Origin of the sequence: Streptomyces sp. NPDC002055, assembly GCF_040296705.1 — a bacterium.
In the GTDB taxonomy this organism is placed as follows: Bacteria; Actinomycetota; Actinomycetes; order Streptomycetales; family Streptomycetaceae; genus Streptomyces.
The window spans coordinates 59,747-78,455 of the sequence record NZ_JBEOXS010000031.1; the positions used below are offsets into that span (position 1 = coordinate 59,747).

Below are 18,709 nucleotides of genomic sequence, written 5' to 3' on the forward strand. Positions count from 1 at the left end.
TCGGACACCGTGCAGGAGAAGAAGCGCAGGGCGGGGCTGTGCTCACTCACAAGACCAGGAGCAAGTGGTGATCGAAGAGATCCTCCTCGAGGCCGAGGAGAAGATGGAGAAGGCCGTAGTGGTCGCCAAGGAGGACTTCGCCGCGATCCGCACCGGGCGTGCGCACCCGGCGATGTTCAACAAGATCGTGGCGGACTACTACGGTGCGCTGACGCCGATCAACCAGCTGGCGTCGTTCTCGGTGCCGGAGCCGCGCATGGCGGTCGTGACGCCCTTCGACCAGAGCGCGCTGCGCAACATCGAGCAGGCGATCCGGGACTCCGACCTCGGAGTCAACCCGTCGAACGACGGCAGGATCATCCGGGTGACGTTCCCCGAGCTCACCGAGGAGCGCCGCCGCGAGTTCATCAAGGTCGCCAAGAGCAAGGGCGAGGACTCGAAGATCTCGATCCGCAGCATCCGCCGCAAGGCCAAGGAGAGCATCGACAAGCTCATCAAGGACGGCGAGGTCGGCGAGGACGAGGGCCGCCGCGCCGAGAAGGAGCTCGACGACACCACCGCGAAGTACGTCGCCCAGGTGGACGAGCTGCTCAAGCACAAGGAAGCCGAGCTGCTCGAGGTCTGATGAACGACTCATCCTGGGGAGCCCCGCAGGGCACCGGTGTACGGGGGCCGTCGGAGCCCGTGTCCGTCTCGGCGGGTCCCGCCCACGCGGCGGCCGACGCGGCGCAGACTCGGCCCATGCCCATCGTGCCCGACACAGGCGGAGACCAGGACGACCGTGACCGGGGGGCCGCTCGGCTGAGCGGCCCCCTGTTCCGCGACGAGCAGCGGCGCCCGGAGGACGACCCAGTGCACAGGCATTCGCGGCATTCCGCCGAGCCGCAGCCGGCCCCGCAGAAGAAGCGCGCGGGCCGGGATCTGCGCGCGGCGATAGGGGTCGGCGTCGGCCTGGGCGCCGTCATCATCGCCTCGCTCTTCATCGTGAAGGCGCTCTTCGTCGGCGTGGTCGCGGTGGCGGTCGTGGTCGGACTCTGGGAGCTGTCCTCCCGGCTCTCCGAGAAGAAGGACATCCGTACGCCGCTGGTGCCGCTCGCGGTCGGCGGCGTCGCCATGATCGTGGCGGGCTACGTCCGGGGTGCGGAGGGCGCCTGGGTCGCGATGGCCCTCACCGCGCTCGCGGTGCTGGTCTGGCGGATGACCGAGTCCCCCGAGGACTACCTCCGGGATGTCACGGCCGGGATCTTCGCGGCCTTCTACGTGCCGTTCCTGGCCACGTTCGTGGCGCTGATGCTGGCCGCGGACGACGGCGCGTGGCGGGTGCTGACCTTCCTGGCGCTCACCGTGGTGAGCGACACCGGTGCGTATGCCGTCGGCTGGCGCTTCGGCAAGCACAAGCTGGCCCCCCGGATCAGCCCCGGGAAGACCCGCGAGGGACTGTTCGGCGCGGTGGCCTTCGCCATGATCGCCGGGGCCCTGTTCATGGAGTTCCTGATCGACGGCGGCAGCTGGTGGCAGGGGCTGCTGCTCGGCCTCGCGGTCGCCGCCAGCGCCACGCTGGGCGACCTCGGCGAGTCCATGATCAAGCGGGACCTGGGCATCAAGGACATGGGCAAGCTGCTGCCGGGCCACGGCGGGATCATGGACCGGCTGGACTCGCTGCTGCCCACCGCACCGGTGGTGTGGCTGCTGCTGGTGATCTTCGTGGGAGCCGGCTGAGCGGCGCGAACCGCATCCGCCGCCGGAACAGGGGCCTGCCGCATGAGCGGCGGGCCCTTCGTCCGTCCGGCGCCCCCAGGAGTGGATCATCCAGGAGTGGATCATGACGCGCGACGTCCGGGTACGGTGCCTGGCATGGACCTGAAGACGCTGGCGGGCATCGTGTTCGGTGCGGTGGTGAGCCTGGTCACCACCGCTCTGGTGGAGCGGACCCGCTGGAAACGGGCGCTGGGGCAGGAGGGCAACCAGATCCTGCGGGAGTCGTACGTGGACTACCTCGCCGCACTCGCACAGTCCCACGAGGGCATACGGGTGGCCTCGTTACGTGTGTACGGCGGCATCGACGAACGCACTGCCGCGATCATGGAGGCGTTCAGCGGGTCCGACCTCTACCAGCAGCGCTTCCGCCTCACGATGCTGGCGCCCCCGCGGGTCGTGGAGCTCGGGGTGCACGCCCTCCGGCAGGGCCGCAGGATGCGCGATCTGCTGGTGGAGGGCGCGGGGCTCGACTCCGCTCCGTTCCGTGACGCGCAGACGAACTTCTACGAGGCGGTGCAGGCGGCGTCGGACGAGATGCGCGGGTCCCTGGACATAGCGCCGCTGGGCTTCATGCCCATGGGCTGGCCCTCCGACCGGCCTCCGGCCGACCCGCTCCACGGGGGCGGGCGGTGAGCATCCGCGGGACCGCATGACCGGGGCGTGGGTCCCGGACGCCTCCGTGGCCCGGGCGCCCTCCGACGATCTGCGACACTGGTACGGCCATGCCTAAGCCCGGAGAACTCACCTTTGCCGTGCCGCGCGGAGCCAAGAAGCCCCCGCGGCACCTCGCCGACCTCAGCCCCGCCGAGCGCCGCGAGGCCGTGGCCGCCATTGGGGAGAAGCCCTTCCGCGCCGGTCAGGTGTCGCGCCACTACTTCGCGCGGTACGCCCACGACCCGGCCGACTGGACCGACATCCCGGCCGCGGCCCGGGAGAAGCTGGCGGCCGAGCTGCTGCCCGAGCTGATGTCGGTGATGCGGCACGTCTCCTGCGACAACGACACCACCCGCAAGACGCTGTGGAAGCTCTTCGACGGCACGCTGGTGGAGTCGGTGCTGATGCGTTACCCGGACCGGGTGACCATGTGCATCTCCTCGCAGGCCGGCTGCGGGATGAACTGCCCGTTCTGTGCCACCGGGCAGGCCGGTCTGGACCGCAATCTGTCGACCGCCGAGATCGTGCACCAGATCGTCGACGGGATGCGGGCGCTGCGGGACGGCGAGATCCCCGGAGGCCCTGCCCGGCTGTCGAACATCGTCTTCATGGGCATGGGCGAGCCGCTCGCCAACTACAACCGGGTCGTCGGCGCCATCCGCCGGCTCACCGACCCCGAGCCCGACGGCCTCGGCCTCTCCCAGCGCGGCATCACCGTCTCCACGGTCGGCCTGGTGCCGGCCATGCTCCGGTTCGCCGACGAGGGCTTCAAGTGCCGGCTCGCGGTCTCCCTGCACGCGCCGGACGACGAGCTGCGCGACACCCTGGTGCCGGTGAACACCCGCTGGAAGGTGCGCGAGGTGCTCGACGCGGCGTGGGAGTACGCGGAGAAGTCCGGCCGCCGGATCTCCATCGAGTACGCGCTGATCAGGGACATCAACGATCAGGCGTGGCGGGCCGACCTGCTCGGGCGGCTGCTCAAGGGCAACCGGGTGCACGTCAACCTCATCCCGCTCAACCCGACGCCCGGTTCCAAGTGGACCGCGTCCCGGCCGGAGGACGAGAAGGCGTTCGTCGCCGCGCTGGAGGCCCACGGTGTCCCGGTGACCGTCCGCGACACCCGCGGCCAGGAGATCGACGGGGCCTGCGGGCAGCTGGCCGCCTCCGAACGCTGACCGGAACCGGCCCGGGGCGCACCCGGGCCGGTTGCTAGGGTGTGTTCGAATACATGCATATTCCGACAGGGGAGCGCCACAGCGCTGAGAGTGCGGCACCGAGCCGCAGACCCTCGAACCTGAACCGGGTCATTCCGGCGTAGGGAGTTCGGTCACCACTCAAGCTGTTGCGCCCCGCCCGGCCGCACTCCGCGGCACCGGGCGGGGCCGCGTCTCTTCCTGGGCGGGAGTCCGGAGCCGACGGTTCCGGGGAACGCAGCCAGGAGGAACTCAGTGAGCAGCACCAGCCGAAGCACCACCAGCCGAAGCACGGCCGGGAGAAGCACGACCGGGAGAAGCACCGCCGGGAGAGTCGCCGCGGCCGTCCTCGCGGCCGCGGTCGGCATACCCGCCCTGGCCGCCTGTGGCGGAGGGGACTCCGGGAACGGGGGCGCGTCGAAGACGGTCACGCTGGTCACCCACGACTCGTTCAACGTCTCGCCGGCCGTCCTGAAGCAGTTCGAGAGGCAGAGCGGCTACACGGTGAAGCTGCTGCCCGGCGGGGACGCCGGTGCCGCCGTCAACCAGGAGATCCTCTCCCGGGGCAACCCGCGCGGGGACGTCTTCTTCGGGGTGGACAACACCCTGCTCTCCCGCGCCCTCGACCACGACCTGTTCACGCCGTACGAGGCCAAGGGCCTGTCCGGGGTGGACAGCAAGCTGCAGCTCGACGCCGCCGAGCACCGGGTCACCCCCGTCGACTCCGGCGAGATCTGCGTCAACTACGACCGGAAGTACTTCGCCGACAAGAAGCTGGCGCCGCCGAAGACGTTCGAGGACCTGACCGAGCCGCGGTACAAGAACCTGCTCGTCACCGAGAACGCCGCCACCTCCTCGCCCGGCCTCGGCTTCCTGCTCGGCACGGCCGCCGAGTACGGGGAGTCCGGCTGGCAGGGCTACTGGAAGAAGCTGAAGGCCAACGGCGTCGAGGTGGTCGACGGCTGGGAGCAGGCCTACTACGACCGGTTCTCCGGCTCGGCCGCCGGCCGGAAGGGCGACAAGCCGCTCGTCGTCTCCTACGCCTCCAGCCCGCCCGCCGAGACGGTGGGCATGAAGCCGCAGCCGAAGCAGGCCCCCACCGGCGTCGCGACCGGCACCTGCTTCCGGCAGATCGAGTTCGCCGGGCTGCTGAACGGCGCGAAGAACGAGAAGGGCGGCAAGGCCCTGCTCGACTTCCTGCTGAGCAAGCGTTTCCAGGAGGACGTGCCGCTGCGGATGTTCGTCAATCCGGCGCTGCGGGACGCGAAGGTGCCCGGGATCTTCACCCGGTACGGCGCGAGGATCGACGACCCGGCCACCCTGGCCCCGCAGAAGATCGCCCGGCACCGTGAGCAGTGGGTCGAGCAGTGGTCCTCGCTCGTTCTGAAGTAGCCGGATCCCGGGGAGCCGGCCGGCGCGGCGCGCGGCGGCCGGTCCCCGGGGGCGCGGTGCGGTTCGGCCTGATGGCCGTCCCGCTCGCGTTCTTCGCGCTCTTCTTCGCCTACCCGGTGGTGGCCATCGTCGGCCGCGGCCTCCGGGAGGGCGGCCAGTGGCGGACCGGCCGGATCGGGGAGGTCCTCACCGACCCGGACGTGCTGGACGTGCTCTGGTTCACCGGGTGGCAGGCGGCGGCCTCGACCGCGCTGACCCTGGCGATCGCGCTGCCCGGCGCGTACGTCTTCGCCCGGTTCGACTTCCCCGGCAAGCAGCTGCTGCGGGCGGTCGTGGCCGTGCCGTTCGTGCTGCCGACCGTGGTGGCCGGATCGGCCTTCCTCGCCCTGCTGGGCCGCGGCGGCATGCTGGACGCGCTGTGGGGCGTCCGGCTGGACACCACGGTCTGGGCGATCCTGCTGGCCCATGTCTTCTTCAACTACGCCGTGGTGGTCCGCACCGTGGGCGGCCTCTGGGCCCAGCTCGACCCCCGCCAGGAGGAGGCGGCCCGGGTGCTCGGCGCGAGCCGGTTCGCGGCCTGGCGCCGGGTCACGCTGCCCGCGCTGGCCCCGTCGGTGGCCGCCGCGGCGCTGATGGTCTTCCTCTTCACCTTCACCTCCTTCGGCGCGGTCCAGATCCTGGGCGGCCCGCGCTACGCCACCCTCGAAGTGGAGATCTACCGGCAGACCGCGCAGCTGCTGGACCTGCCGACCGCCGCCGTGCTGACCCTGGTGCAGTTCGCCGCCGTCGCCGGGATCCTCGCGGTGCACGCCTGGACGGTGCGGCGCCGGGAGTCCGCGCTGCGGCTGGTCGACGCGGCGACCACGGCCCGGCGCCCCCGGGGGACGGCGCAGTGGGCCCTGCTCTGGGCGGTGGTCGCGGTCATCGGGCTACTCCTCGTGCTGCCGCTGGGCGTCCTGGTGGAGCGGTCCCTCGCCGGGCCCGACGGGTACGGGCTGACCTTCTACCGGGCGCTGCAGTCGTCGGCCGCCAGTGGCGGGACCTTCGCCGTCGCCCCGCTCCAGGCGGTCCTGAACTCCCTGCAGTACGCCCTGGCGGCGACCGGGATCGCGCTGGTGGTGGGCGGACTCGCGGCCGCCGCGCTCACCCGCGCGGGGGCTCCGGGCACTGCCGGCCGCCCGTTCCGGCGACGGTCGGCCCGGCCGCGGAGCGGCGGCCGGCTGATCCGCGGGTTCGACGCGCTGCTGATGCTGCCGCTGGGCACCTCGGCGGTGACCGTCGGCTTCGGCTTCCTGATCGCCCTGGACGAGCCGCCGCTGGACCTGCGGACCTCGTGGCTGCTGGTGCCGCTCGCCCAGGCGCTGGTCGGGGTGCCGTTCGTGGTCCGCACGATGCTGCCGGTCCTGCGGGCGGTCGACGTCCGGCTGCGGGAGGCCGCGGCTGTGCTCGGCGCCTCCCCGCTGCGGGCCTGGCGTGAGGTGGACCTGCCGATGGTGCGGCGGGCGCTGCTGGTGGCGGCGGGCTTCGCCTTCGCCGTGTCCCTCGGGGAGTTCGGCGCGACGGTCTTCATCGCCCGCCCCGACAACCCCACCCTGCCGGTGGCGGTCGCCCGCTTCCTCGGCCGCGCCGGGGAGCTCAACTACGGGCAGGCGATGGCGCTCAGCACCGTCCTCATGGTGGTGTGCGCGACCGCGCTGCTGGCGCTGGAACGTATCCGCATCGACCGTTCGGGAGAGTTCTAGATGGTGTCGCCGCACCCGATGCTGCGCCTGGACGGGGTGACCGTCTGCTTCGGCGACCGCACCGCGCTGGACGCGGTGGACCTTCAGGTCGCCGAACACGAGTCGGTGTGCGTGCTGGGGCCGAGCGGCAGCGGGAAGTCCACCCTGCTGCGGGTGGTGGCCGGGCTCCAGCGGGCCGACGCCGGCGCGGTGTTCCTCGCGGGGCGCGACCGCACCGCGGTGCCGCCGCACCGGCGCGGGGTGGGCCTGATGTTCCAGGACCACCAGCTCTTCCCGCAGCGCGACGTGGGCGGCAACGTCGCCTTCGGCCTCCGGATGCGCGGGGCGGGCCGGGCCGAACAGGAGCGCACCGTCGCCGAACTGCTCGATCTGGTGGGCCTCCCGGACGCCCAGCGGCGGGCCGTCACCGCGCTGTCCGGCGGCGAGCAGCAGCGCGTCGCCCTCGCCCGGGCCCTCGCCCCGCGGCCGGATCTGCTGATGCTCGACGAACCGCTGGGCCAGCTCGACCGCAGCCTGCGGGAACGGCTGGTCGTGGAGCTGCGCGAGCTGTTCCGCCGGCTGGGCACCACGGTGCTCGCCGTCACCCACGACCAGGCGGAGGCGTTCGCGCTGGCAGACCGGGTGGTGGTGATGCGGGATGGGCGGATCGCGCAGACCGGGACGCCGCTGGAGGTCTGGCAGCGGCCCGCCTCGGAGTTCGTGGCCCGGTTCCTGGGCTTCGAGAACGTGGTCACCGCGACCGTGGACGGCGGGTCTGCCGACACTCCCTGGGGCACGGTGCCGGTGCCGGCCGGCAGCGCGCCCGGCGAGTGTCGGCTGCTGGTCCGCCCCGCCGGGGTGCGGCTCACCCCGGCGGTGGACGGCCTGCCCTGCACGGTGGCGGCCCGGACCTTCCGCGGCACCCATGTGACGCTCCTGCTGGAGCCCGCGCGCGGCCCCCGGCTGGAAGCGGCCTGCGCCCTGCGGGAGGCACCGGAGCCGGGCACGGAGGTGGGCGTCGCCTTCACCGCCTCCGAGGTGGTGCTCCTGCCCGGCGGCTGACGGAAACGCCCCGGGGCGGGGGCCCGGCCGCCCGGGGCCGGCCGTCGTGCAGGCCGGGGTCAGCCTTCCGTGCTGCCCGGGGCCGGCCGCCGCGCAGACCCGGGTCAGCCCTCCGTGGCCGCGCCGAGCCGGCGCAGCGCCTCCGGGGCCTCCTCCACCGAGTCCACCAGGGCGATCCGGGAGGCCATGGAACGCTCCTCCGCCAGCGCCCGGAGCAGCGGCCAGGCGGGGAAGCGGCGCGTCCAGTGGTCCCGGTCGACCAGCACCATCGGTGTCGGCTCGCCCCGCGACTCGTAGTAGTTGGGCGTGGCGTTGTCGAAGATCTCCTGCACGGTGCCGGCCGCGCCCGGCAGGAAGACGACGCCCGCGGTGCACCGGGCCAGCAGACCGTCCTCCCGGGTCGCGTTGGAGAAGTACTTGGCGATGTCCGAGGCGAACGCGTTCGGCGGCTCGTGACCGTAGAACCAGGTCGGGACGCCCACCGACGGCCCGCCGCCCGGCCACCGCCCGCGCACCTCGAACGCCGCCTGCGCCCAGTCGCCCACCGACGGCGTGAACGAGGGGGTCTTGCCGAGCAGTTCGAGCGCCTCGTCCAGCATGGCGTCGGTGAAGCGGACGGCGTACGCCCCGAGGTTCGCGGCCTCCATGGCCCCCGGTCCGCCCCCGGTGGCGACGGTGAAACCGGCGCCGGCCAGCGCGCGGCCCAGCCGGGCGGCGCCCGCGAAGGCCTCGGTGCCGCGCGCCATGGCGTGCCCGCCCATGACCCCCACCACCCGGCGCCCGGCGAGGAGTTCGTCGAGCGCGTCGGAGACCGCGTCGTCGTGGACGGCCCGCAGCATCGAGCCCATGATGTCGCCGTCGGCCCGGGTCTGCTGGAACCAGGCGTACGCGCGGGCGTCCGGCGTGGCCGCGTACCCCGCGCCGTCCAGGCCCCGGAAGAGCTCGTCGGGGGTGTAGAGGGTGCCCCGGTACGGGTCGAACGGCAGCTCCGGCACCGGCGGGAAGACCATCGCCCCCTCCGCCCGGACCTTGGCCGCGGCCTCCTCCGCCATCGCGCAGCCGAGGAACACCGCCCCGGCGCTCCGGGTGGCGAGGAGCCGTTCCGTACGGCCCGTCAGATCGACGGACTGGATGCGGTGGCCGCGCAGCGAACCGGCGGCCACCACCTCGTCGAACTCGGCCAGGGATTCGATCTCACGGTCGTCGGCGCGGCCTGCGGCGGCTGGTATCGGATGCACGCCGGTCATCGTAGGGGAGCGGGGTCAGCGGGTGAGGGGCAGCGCGGCGAGCTCGGCGACGAGCCAGGTGAGCGGGGCCAGCACGGCCACCGTCACCGCGCCGCGGAGCGCCGCCGCCCGGCGCAGTGTGCCCGCCGGGACACCGAGCCGCCGCAGCGCCCCGGTGGTGTCGGTCCGGGCACCCTTGGTCTCCAGGGCCGCGGTCAGTACGGTCGCCGTGACACAGGCCAGCACGAGCGCCGCGCCCATCCCGGTGAGCGGGCCGAACGGCCGCCCGCCGGGGCCATCCGGCGCCGAGCCGTACAGCCGGGTCGCGGTGAGTGCGGCCGCGACGACCGCGCACAGCACCCCGAGGGGACGTCCGATGCGCTGGGCCTCCTCCTGGAGGACGCGTCCGGAGAGCAGGCGAAGCGCGCCCGGCCGGCCCGCCGCCAGCAGCCGTCCGCACAGATGGGTGATGCCGGGGCAGGCGAGCACCAGGCCGGTCGCGATGAGGACCCAGCCGCCGACGGCGCCCGGCGGAATGGCGTCCAGCCGGCCCGGGAGCGGGAGGAGTTCGCCGGCGGCGGGCGGGGCGCCGGCGGCGTACGACACCAGGGCCAGACCCGCCGCGGTGAGCGCGATCCCCCAGGGCAGTCCGCTGAACAGGGTGGCCCGGGCGCCTCCATGCTCATTGGCGGCGGCCGGCTGCTGCGGGTCGGGCGCGGCGCCGGGCCGCCGCTTCCGGGGACGCAGCGAGAGGGCCCCGGCCGCGGCCGACAGCACCGGCACCACGAACAGCAGGGTCAGGACGGCGGCGAACGGCGCGGGCTTCCCCGCGCCGAGCAGTTCGGCCGGCCCGCCCGGGAACGGGACGGGCCCGAGGTCGCCGCGGAGCAGCAGGAACGCCAGCAGCGCGACGACGCTGCCGAGCGTGCAGGACACGGCGGTGGAGACGGCGGCGAGCAGCGCCAGCCGGACCGGGCCGAGCCCGGCCGAGGACAGCCCCGGCAGCGGTCGCGCCCCGGGATCCGTCCGGGCCACCGCGACGGCGAACTGCACCGCCGCGGCCAGCGGGACCGCGCACCAGAGCAGCCGGACCGCGGCGTCGGCGCCCCGGTCCGGGTGCCCCAGGGCGTAACCGAGGGTGGCCAGCAGCAGGAACCCGACGCCCGCGGACGCCGCCGCGACCAGCAGCCGGCGCAGCAGGACCAGCGGGTGGGTGCCCCGGGCTAGACGGAGAGCGAGCACGCGGCCGCCCTGCCCTCCGCGTCGGGGGCCGGAATGCCGCCGGCCCGCCGGCCGTCCAGCAGCGCGACCGTGCGGTCGGCGAGCGAGGCCACCTCCGGGTCGTGGGTGGCCAGCACGACGGTGATCTCGTGGGAGCGCGCCGCGGTGGTGAGGGTGCGCAGCACATGGGACCGGTCGGCCCGGTGCAGCGGGGCGGACGGCTCGTCGGCGAACAGCACCGACGGCTCGGAGGCGAGCGCCCGGGCGATGGCGATCCGCTGCCGCTGCGCCTGGAGCAGCTTGGCGGGCCGCTTGCGGGCGCAGTCGCCGACGTCGAGCCGCTCCAGCCACTCCAGGGCGGCCCGCTTCGCGGCGCGGTGCCCGGTGCCGCGCAGCAGCAGCGGCAGGGCCGCGTTCTCCCAGCCGGTCAGTTCGGGCACCAGGTGGGGTTCGGTGTCGATCCAGCCGAAGCGGTCCCGGCGCAGCCGCTCGCGGCCCATCCGGCTCAGGGTGTGCACCGGGGCGCTGTTGAACCACACCTCGCCGCTCTGCGGGGCGAGCTGACCGGCCAGACAGCGCAGCAGGGTCGTTTTCCCGCTGCCGCGTGGCCCGGTGACGGCCAGGATCTCTCCCGCGCGGACCTCGACGGAGACACCGGCGAGCGCGGGGGAGCCGCGGTGCGCGTAGTGCAGGGAGCGTGCCCAGAGCACGTCGTTGTCCGGCGGGGCCTCCATGGCGAACACCTCGGCTTACCTGTGACAGTCCGTTTCCCCTGGCCGGGTGAACGAACCTGAGCCCATACGGTCACTCGCACCGTAAGGAGTCCGGTGTGGGGGCGGCGACTCGTGGGGTCCGGGCGTGTGCCAGGTTCCTCCGAACGGCTCATATGACCGGCGGGGGTCCGGCCTTGCCGGTAAGGGGGGCGTTCGACGGGCCCGTCCGGGCTCCTCCGGCGGGCCTGTCAGGGCTTTTCCGACGGTCCGTCCGGGGCCTTCGGCGGGCCTCGTCAGGGCTCTTCCGACGGCCCGCCCCGGGTCCCTTCGGCGGGCCTCGTCAGGGCTCCTCGCGCTCCCTGCGCTCCCTGCGCTCCCCGGGCTCCCCGGGCTCCCCGCGCTCCTCGGGGGCGAGGTGCGTCGGGGCGAACATCCGCAGCACTGCGGGGAGCACCACGACCGACGGCCCCGGCTCCCGCAGGGCCGCCGCCAGGTCCCCGGCGAGCCGGTCCGGCGCGGTGCGGACGGCCGGGACGCCGAAGGACTCGGCCAGCGCCACGAAGTCGGGCCGGGCCAGCTCGGTTCCGGTGGTCTCGCCGAAGGCGCCGGTCATGTACTCGCGGAGGATGCCGTAGCCGCCGTCGTCGACGATCAGCCAGGTCACCGGCAGCCCGTACTGCCGGGCGGTGGCTAGCTCGGCGATCGAGTACATCGCGCCGCCGTCGCCGGAGACGGCGAGCACCGGCCGCCTGCGGTCCGCCGCGGCGGCGCCGAGCGCGGCCGGGAAGCCGTAGCCGAGGCCGCCCGCGCCCTGGGCGGAGTGCAGGGCGCCCGCGCGCGGGTCGAAGGCGGACCAGGCCCAGTACGCCAGGATGGTCATGTCCCAGAACGACGGGGAGTCCTCCGGCAGGGCCTCCCGGACGGCGGCCAGCACCCGCTGTTCCAGGCCGAGTTCCTGGGCGTCGATCCGGTCCCGGACGCGGGCCAGCAGGGCGTCGGCGGTCCGCGCCCCGTCGCCCCCGGGCCGCGGCGCGACCCGCGCCACCAGGGCGTCCAGCGCGAGCCGGGCGTCGGCGTGCACACCGAGGGCGGGGAGGTTGGCCTCGAGCTTGCCGAGGTCGGCCTCGATCTGCACGACCCGGCCGCGCGGCCGGAACGTGTGGTAGTTCGACGAGAGTTCACCGAGCCCCGAGCCGATGACGAGGAGGACGTCGGCGTCCTCCAGGAGGTCGGTGGTGTACCGGTCCTCCAGCCAGGACTGCAGGGACAGCGGATGCTCCCAGGGGAAGGCGCCCTTGCCGCCGAAGGTGGTGGCCACCGGCGCGTCCAGCGCCTCCGCCAGGGCGCGGAGTTCGTCCTGCGCCCCGGCGCGCACCACTCCGCCGCCCGCCAGGATCACCGGGCGGGCCGCTCCGTCCAGCAGCCGCGCCGCCTCGGCGACGAGCTCCGGCCGGGGCTCCAGCGGCGCCGGAACGGCCCGCAGCGAGACCACCGGGGGCACCCCGGCCGGCGCCAGCAGGACGTCCTGCGGGATCTCCACCCACACCGGGCCGCACGGCGCGGCCAGCGCGGACTCCCAGGCGGCGGCGAGCGCCGACGGGATCTGCGAGGCGCTGCGCACGGTGTGCACGGACTTCACCACATCGCGGAACGAGGCCTTCTGGTCGACGAGTTCGTGGAGGAAGCCCCGGCGCCCGCCGCCCAGCCCCGCGACCGGCACCTGGCTGCTGATCCCCAGCACCGGGGCGGACGCCGCGGCCGACTCCTGGAGGGCGGCGAGCGTCATCAACGCCCCCGGCCCGGTCGAGACCAGCAGCGGCGCCACCCCGGAGGTGACCCGGGCGAAGGCGTCGGCCGCGAATCCCGCGTTGTTCTCCACCCGCAGCCCGACGTAGTCGAGCGAGGAGCGGCGCAGGGCGTCGAACGTCCCCAGGGCGTGCTGCCCGGGCAGGCCGAAGACGGTGGTCGCGCCGAGCGCGGTGAGGGATTCGACGACGAGGTCGCCGCCGTGGCGCGGCTGCGCGCTGCCCATCGGGTGAGCCTTCCTGTGGGGCGCCGCCCGTCCGGGGCGGCGGTCGCTGTCATGGTGCCGTGCGGGCGGGAGGCCGCCGCACGGCGGGGAGTCGGAGCCCGGATCCGGAAGCGCCGGGGCCGGTCTCCGGCCCCGGCGCAGGTGGCCGGGCGGGTGCCCGGTGCCCGGGGTCAGGCCCCGGAGGCCGCCGGCTCGGGCACGGCCTCGCCGGCGAGCCGCCTGCGCCAGGCGTCGAGCACGGCGGCGTCGGTCGGCTTCGTGGCCAGGCTGACCGCGACATAGGCGACGAGCGAGGCCAGCAGCCCGTAGTAGATGGGCTCGTTGGCCAGAATGCCCTTCGCCGTCATCAGGGCGAGGACGGTCAGGCCGCCCGTACCGACCGCGGCGAGGGCGCCCGTGCCGGTGCCGCGCTTCCAGACCAGCCCGCCGAGGATCGGGACCAGCAGCCCGCCGACGAGGAGGTTGTACGCCACGGTCAGCGCCTCCACGACGTTGTTGAGCAGGATCGCGATGACGATCACCGCGGCGCCCATCAGCACGATGAAGACCCGGTTGCCCTTCACCTCGTCGTGCCGTTCCCCCTCCCCGGACGGGGAGAGGGTGCCGCGCAGCCGCTGCCAGATGTCGTGGTTGGCCACCGTCGCGCAGGCGATGAGCGCGCCCGAGGAGGTCGACATGACCGCCGACAGCGCGGCCGCCAGCACCAGTCCCTTGACCCCGATGGGCAGGGCGTCCCTGACGATCGTGGCGAAGGCGTCGTCGGCGCTGCCGAGCTTCGGGTAGAGGACCTTGGCGGCCGTGCCGATGACCGCCCCGGCGACGGCGTAGGCCAGGCAGTACACGCCCGCTGCGGTGCCGCCGAGCCGGGCGACCCGGTCGTTGCGCGCGGTGAACACCCGCTGCCAGATGTCCTGCCCGATCAGCATGCCGAAGGAGTAGATCAGCACATAGGTGAAGACGGTCTGCGCGCCGATGCTCATCGGCGAGAAGTAGTCGTCGGGCAGTTCGCTGCGCAGGGCGCCGAACCCGCCCGCCTTCACCACCGCGATCGGGAGCAGCAGGAGCAGCACCCCGATCGTCTTCACCACGAACTGCACCATGTCCGTCAGGGTGATCGACCACATCCCGCCCAGCGTCGAGTAGCAGACGACGATCAGGCCGCCCAGGACGATCGCCACCCAGCGGTCGAGCCCGAAGATCACATCGAAGATGGTGGCGTAGGCGATGGTGGAGGTGACGGCGAGCATCAGGGTGTACGCCCACATCACGACCCCGGAGATGAGTCCGGAGGAGCCGCCGTAGCGCAGGTCCAGCATCTGGCTGACGGTGTAGACCCGCAGCCGGGATATGCGGGCGGCGAACAGGACGCTCAGCGCGAGCAGTCCGAAGCCGATGCTGAACACCAGCCAGGCGCCGGAGAGCCCGTACCGGTAGCCGAGGCCGACGCCGCCGATGGTGGACGCGCCGCCGAGGACGATCGCCGCCATGGTGCCGGAGTACATCACCGGGCCCAGCCGCCGCCCGGCGACCAGGAAGTCGCTGGTGGACCGGGCACGGCGCATGCCCCACCAGCCCATCCCGAGCATGCCCGCGAGATAGAGGACGATCACCGCGTAGTCGACGGCCATGGGCGCGCTCCTGACATCCGTGGGTTCCGGGGGAAGGGGGCCGGTCCTGCGGAGTGACCCTAGGTGTCGCGCCAGGGGCCGAGAAGTGTACGTTTCCTCCACCTCGAAGCCCCCGGGGTGTACGGACCATCCATGGGAGTCGGCGATGCCCGAGCTGCTGCCGCCCACCGTCCCCGTCCCGCTCGCGGTGCTGCTGGACCGGCCCGGCCTGGGCCTGCGGCAGGTCGCGGGGCCGCGCGGGGACACGGCCGTGCACGCCGTGCACACCAGCGAGATGGAAGACCCCGTTCCGTATCTGCTCGGCGGGGAGATGCTGCTCAGCGCCGGGGTCCACTGCCCGCCCGCCGGGAGCACCGGCCCCTACTGGGACCGCTATGTGGCCCGCACGGTGCAGGCGGGCGCCGCGGCGCTCGGTTTCGGTATCGCGCCCGTCCACGACACCGTGCCGGAGGCGCTGGCCGAGGCCTGCGACCGGCACGGGCTGCCGCTGGTCGCCGTGGACCGGGAGACCACGTTCACCGCGGTCGCCCGGGCCATGTGGCAGGCCGCCGCCGAGCGGCGCCACAGCGAGCTGCGCCGGATGACCGAGGCCCAGCAGGCGCTGGCCGGTGCGGCCGCCCGGCCGTACCCGGTACCGGCCGTGCTGCGCCAGCTCGCCCAGCACCTCGGCGGCTGGGCGGTGCTCCTCGGCCCCGACGGAACGGAGCTCTCCGCGGCCGGCACCCGCCCGGAACCGGACGCCCGCGCGTCGCTGGCCTCGCTGGTGGCCCGGCTGCGCAGCGGCCCGTCCTCGGCGGCAGGCGCTGCGGGCGGCCTTCAGCTGAGCGTCTACGGGCTGCCGGGCCCCGAACCGGCGGGCGGGCGCCTGGCCCTGGGGGTGTGCGCGGCCCGCCGGGACCCGGTCGACCGGGCGATCGCCGGGGTGGCCATCGTGCTGCTCTCGCTGCTGACCGGGGCACGCACCGGCGGTGCCCGGGCCGGACGCACCGGGGCACTGGTCCGGCTGATGCTCGGCGCGGACCCCGCCGAGGTGGCCCCGCTGCTCCGGGACCCGGGGCCGGGCGCACCGCGGGGCACGGGCGGGGCCGGCGCGCAGGGCACGGGCGGGGCCGGCGGGGGTACGGGCGGAGGAAGGGACGCCCCGCCGCGGGACCGAGCCGGGCGCCAGGGCGCCGGGCAGCAGCCGGATCCGGCCCGGCCGGGCACGGACGCGTCACCCGCCGCGTCACCCGCCGAGGCGGCGGGCGAGGAGCTCTGGACGGTGGTGCGCGGCCGGCGGCGCGCCCGGTCGCGCGCCGGGGAGCCGCTCTGGGCCGAGGAACTCGCCGCCGGACTGGGCACCGCGCTGATCGACCTCGACGGGGACACCCTGCGCGCCCTGGTGCCGGGCGGCGCCTCGGTGGCGGCCCAGGCCGGCTGGACGCTGGGCACGAGCGCACCGGTAGCGGCCGGGGAGTTGGCGCGGGCGGACACCGAGGCGGCGCGGGCACTGCGGCGTGCGCTGGCGGAGCGCGCCCCGGTCGTCCGGCAGCGCGCCGAGGCGGGTGACGGTGTCGGCGCGCTGGTGGCGCCGGAGGAGGCCCGAGCGCTGTCCCGCGCCCGGCTCGGCCCGCTGGACGGCGCACCGGCGCTGACCGAGACGCTCCGCGTCTGGCTGTCGCTGCACGGCAGTTGGGACCGCACGGCCGTCGCCCTGGAGATCCACCGCAACACCGTCCGCCAGCGCATCGCCCGTGCCGCGGAGCTGCTGGGCACCGACCTGGGGGATCCGGACGTCCGGATGGAGCTGTGGTTCGCCCTGAGGTGGTCCGGATCCGGTGACGGGGCGTAGGTGACGCGGCCCGCGGCGGGCGCTCGCGGCAAACGTCCGGTGACAGGCGGGCCGGGCAGGTGCCCACTGCTCGGGCCGACTGACTGACCGACGCCGACCGACGCCGCCCGACCGACGCCGCCCGACCGACGTCGGCCGAGCGCAGCGGCGGTCGCACAGGCCCGCCCATGCCCCCGCACAGAGCTCCGCCCCTTCCCCCGTGGAGGGATGGGGCCACGGGGGAAGGGGCGGAGCGGGACGCGCAGGGCGGCGCGTCGGATCGTGGGCGGGCCGGGAAGCCTGCCCAGGCCTCAGATCTTGGTCCAGGCCTCCGTGAGCACCTGGCGGATGATCTGCTCGATCTCCTCGAAGGTCGAGGTGTCCGAGATCAGCGGCGGCGCGAGCTGGATGACCGGGTCGCCGCGGTCGTCGGCCCGGCAGTACAGGCCGTACTCGAAGAGCTTCTTCGACACGAAACCGTAGAGGACGCGCTCGGACTCCTCGGCGGTGAAGGACTCCTTGGTGGCCTTGTCCTTGACCAGCTCGATGCCGTAGAAGAAGCCGTCGCCGCGGACGTCGCCGACGATCGGCAGGTCGTGCAGCTTCTGCAGGGTCGACAGGAACGCCGACTCGTTGGCCAGCACGTGCTGCGGCAGGCCCTCGCGCTCGAACAGGTCGAGGTTGGCCAGCGCCACCGCGGAGGACACCGGGTGGCCGCCGAAGGTGTAGCCGTGCAGGAAGGTGTTGTCGCCCTTGTAGAACGGCTCCGCGATCCGGTCGGAGATGATCGCGGCGCCGATCGGGGAGTAACCGGAGGTCATGCCCTTGGCGCAGGTGATGATGTCCGGTACGTAGCCGAACTTGTCACAGGCGAAGATCGTGCCGAGCCGGCCGAAGGCGCAGATGACCTCGTCGGACACGAGCAGCACGTCGTACCGGTCGCAGATCTCGCGGACCCGCTGGAAGTACCCGGGCGGGGGCGGGAAGCAGCCGCCGGCGTTCTGCACCGGCTCCAGGAAGACCGCGGCGACGGTCTCCGGGCCCTCGAAGAGGATCTGCTGCTCGATCTGGTCGGCGGTCCAGCGGCCGAACGCCTCCGGGTCGTCGCCGTGGATCGGTGCCCGGTAGATGTTGGTGTTCGGCACCTTGTGCGCGCCGGGCACCAGCGGCTCGAAGGGGGCCTTCAGGGCCGGCAGGCCGGTGATGGACAGGGCGCCCTGCGGGGTGCCGTGGTAGGCCACCGCCCGGGATATCACCTTGTACTTGGTGTGGTTCCCGGTGAGCTTGTGGTACTGCTTCGCCAGCTTCCACGCGGTCTCGACGGCCTCGCCGCCGCCGGTGGTGAAGAAGACCTTGTTGAGGTCGCCCGGGGCGTAGTTCGCCAGCCGCTCGGCCAGCTCGACGGCCTTCGGGTGGGCGTAGGACCACACCGGGAAGAAGGCGAGCTCCGCGGCCTGCTTGGCGGCGACCTCGGCCAGCTCCTGACGGCCGTGGCCGGCCTGCACCACGAACAGGCCCGCGAGCCCGTCGAGGTACTTCTTGCCCTTGTCGTCGTAGATGTAGGTGCCCTCGCCGCGCACGATGGTCGGCACGGGGGCGTTCTCGTACGACGACATGCGGGTGAAATGCATCCACAGGTGGTCGTACGCCGTCTTGGAGAGGTCGGCGCTCATGGCTATCGGGTTCCCCAGGTGTAGGTCTGCTTCTTGAGCTTGAGGTAGACGAAGCTCTCGGTGGAGCGCACGCCGGGCAGGGTGCGGATGCGCTTGTTGATCATTTCCAGAAGGTGGTCGTCGTCCTCGCAGACGACTTCCACGATGAGGTCGAACGAGCCCGCGGTCACCACCACGTACTCGACCTCGTCCATCCCGGTCAGGGCGTCGGCGACCGGGTCGAGGTCCCCCTCGACGTTGACGCCCACCATCGCCTGCCGCCGGAAACCCACGGTGAGCGGGTCGGTGACGGCGACGATCTGCATCACGCCCTGGTCGAGCAGCTTCTGTACGCGCTGCCGCACGGCGGCCTCGGAGAGGCCCACGGCCTTGCCGATCGCCGCGTACGGCCGCCGTCCGTCCTCCTGGAGCTGTTCGATGATCGCCAGGGAAACGGCGTCGACCGGCGGACCGCCGTTGCTGCCCTTGGTGTCGCGAGTACGAGTGGCCACGGCAACACTGTGCATGAGGACTCGACCGTCTGGCAACCCTGGACCGATGAAATCCGTTGTCGCCCACTTCGAAAGGCACTGATTTCGTAGATGCTGGGTGGCGGGTATGTCGAAAGCGTCGCCTCAGTGACTAGG

Annotated in this window: 15 protein-coding genes and 1 riboswitch; of the genes, 8 read left to right on the plus strand and 7 right to left on the minus strand. The window is 73.7% G+C overall.

Features of this window, described 5'->3' with window-relative positions:
• The first annotated feature begins 67 nt into the window (after positions 1-67).
• From frr to ABT112_RS20465, 7 genes are all read left to right on the plus strand, one after another.
• Positions 68-625: a ribosome recycling factor gene (gene frr, locus ABT112_RS20435; RefSeq protein WP_351511501.1), complete on the plus strand. Its 558-nt coding sequence runs from the start codon at positions 68-70 to the stop codon at positions 623-625.
• Positions 625-1,719 (plus strand): phosphatidate cytidylyltransferase, encoded by a 1,095-nt coding sequence (locus tag ABT112_RS20440; protein WP_351511502.1) that lies wholly within the window; start codon positions 625-627, stop codon positions 1,717-1,719. The genes frr and ABT112_RS20440 overlap by 1 nt, the downstream gene beginning before the upstream one ends.
• 135 nt (positions 1,720-1,854) lie before the next feature.
• Positions 1,855-2,391 (plus strand): hypothetical protein, encoded by a 537-nt coding sequence (locus tag ABT112_RS20445; protein ID WP_351511504.1) that lies wholly within the window; start codon positions 1,855-1,857, stop codon positions 2,389-2,391.
• 89 nt (positions 2,392-2,480) lie between these two features.
• Positions 2,481-3,587, plus strand: coding sequence for a dual-specificity RNA methyltransferase RlmN (gene rlmN / locus ABT112_RS20450; RefSeq protein ID WP_351511506.1), 1,107 nt, complete (start codon positions 2,481-2,483; stop codon positions 3,585-3,587).
• Positions 3,588-3,644: 57 nt separating this feature from the next.
• A riboswitch (TPP riboswitch) is annotated at positions 3,645-3,751 on the plus strand.
• Positions 3,752-3,971: 220 nt separating this feature from the next.
• Entirely contained in the window at positions 3,972-4,997 is a 1,026-nt protein-coding gene (locus ABT112_RS20455; protein WP_351511556.1) for a thiamine ABC transporter substrate-binding protein, read from the plus strand.
• On the plus strand, positions 4,973-6,739 hold the full coding sequence (locus ABT112_RS20460) for an ABC transporter permease (protein WP_502975398.1): 1,767 nt from the start codon (positions 4,973-4,975) through the stop codon (positions 6,737-6,739). Before ABT112_RS20455 ends, ABT112_RS20460 begins: the two co-directional genes overlap by 25 nt.
• Positions 6,740-7,780, plus strand: coding sequence for an ABC transporter ATP-binding protein (locus ABT112_RS20465; RefSeq protein ID WP_351511510.1), 1,041 nt, complete (start codon positions 6,740-6,742; stop codon positions 7,778-7,780).
• A 104-nt stretch (positions 7,781-7,884) separates the two neighbouring features.
• Here ABT112_RS20465 and ABT112_RS20470 read toward each other — a convergent pair whose 3' ends face one another.
• The 5 genes from ABT112_RS20470 to ABT112_RS20490 all read right to left on the minus strand — a co-directional run bounded on the left by ABT112_RS20470 (position 7,885) and on the right by ABT112_RS20490 (position 14,600).
• Complete coding sequence (locus ABT112_RS20470) at positions 7,885-9,018, minus strand: LOG family protein (protein WP_502975399.1); 1,134 nt, start codon at positions 9,016-9,018, stop codon at positions 7,885-7,887.
• 24 nt (positions 9,019-9,042) lie between these two features.
• Positions 9,043-10,248, minus strand: coding sequence for a hypothetical protein (locus ABT112_RS20475; RefSeq protein WP_351511511.1), 1,206 nt, complete (start codon positions 10,246-10,248; stop codon positions 9,043-9,045).
• Positions 10,230-10,961 (minus strand): ABC transporter ATP-binding protein, encoded by a 732-nt coding sequence (locus ABT112_RS20480; RefSeq protein ID WP_351511513.1) that lies wholly within the window; start codon positions 10,959-10,961, stop codon positions 10,230-10,232. The genes ABT112_RS20475 and ABT112_RS20480 overlap by 19 nt, the downstream gene beginning before the upstream one ends.
• Before the next feature lie 319 nt (positions 10,962-11,280).
• Entirely contained in the window at positions 11,281-12,972 is a 1,692-nt protein-coding gene (locus ABT112_RS20485) for a thiamine pyrophosphate-binding protein (protein ID WP_351511515.1), read from the minus strand.
• Between the two features lie 170 nt (positions 12,973-13,142).
• On the minus strand, positions 13,143-14,600 hold the full coding sequence (locus ABT112_RS20490) for a sodium:solute symporter family protein (protein ID WP_351511517.1): 1,458 nt from the start codon (positions 14,598-14,600) through the stop codon (positions 13,143-13,145).
• A 145-nt stretch (positions 14,601-14,745) separates the two neighbouring features.
• On the opposite strand from ABT112_RS20490, the gene ABT112_RS20495 reads away from it, so the two are divergent.
• A complete protein-coding gene (locus ABT112_RS20495; protein ID WP_351511518.1) occupies positions 14,746-16,431 on the plus strand; it encodes a PucR family transcriptional regulator ligand-binding domain-containing protein in 1,686 nt (561 codons plus the stop codon).
• A gap of 290 nt (positions 16,432-16,721) precedes the next feature.
• Here ABT112_RS20495 and ABT112_RS20500 read toward each other — a convergent pair whose 3' ends face one another.
• Complete coding sequence (locus ABT112_RS20500) at positions 16,722-18,101, minus strand: aspartate aminotransferase family protein (protein WP_351511560.1); 1,380 nt, start codon at positions 18,099-18,101, stop codon at positions 16,722-16,724.
• Complete coding sequence (locus ABT112_RS20505; protein WP_351511561.1) at positions 18,086-18,589, minus strand: Lrp/AsnC family transcriptional regulator; 504 nt, start codon at positions 18,587-18,589, stop codon at positions 18,086-18,088. The genes ABT112_RS20500 and ABT112_RS20505 overlap by 16 nt, the downstream gene beginning before the upstream one ends.
• Positions 18,590-18,709: the final 120 nt, after the last annotated feature.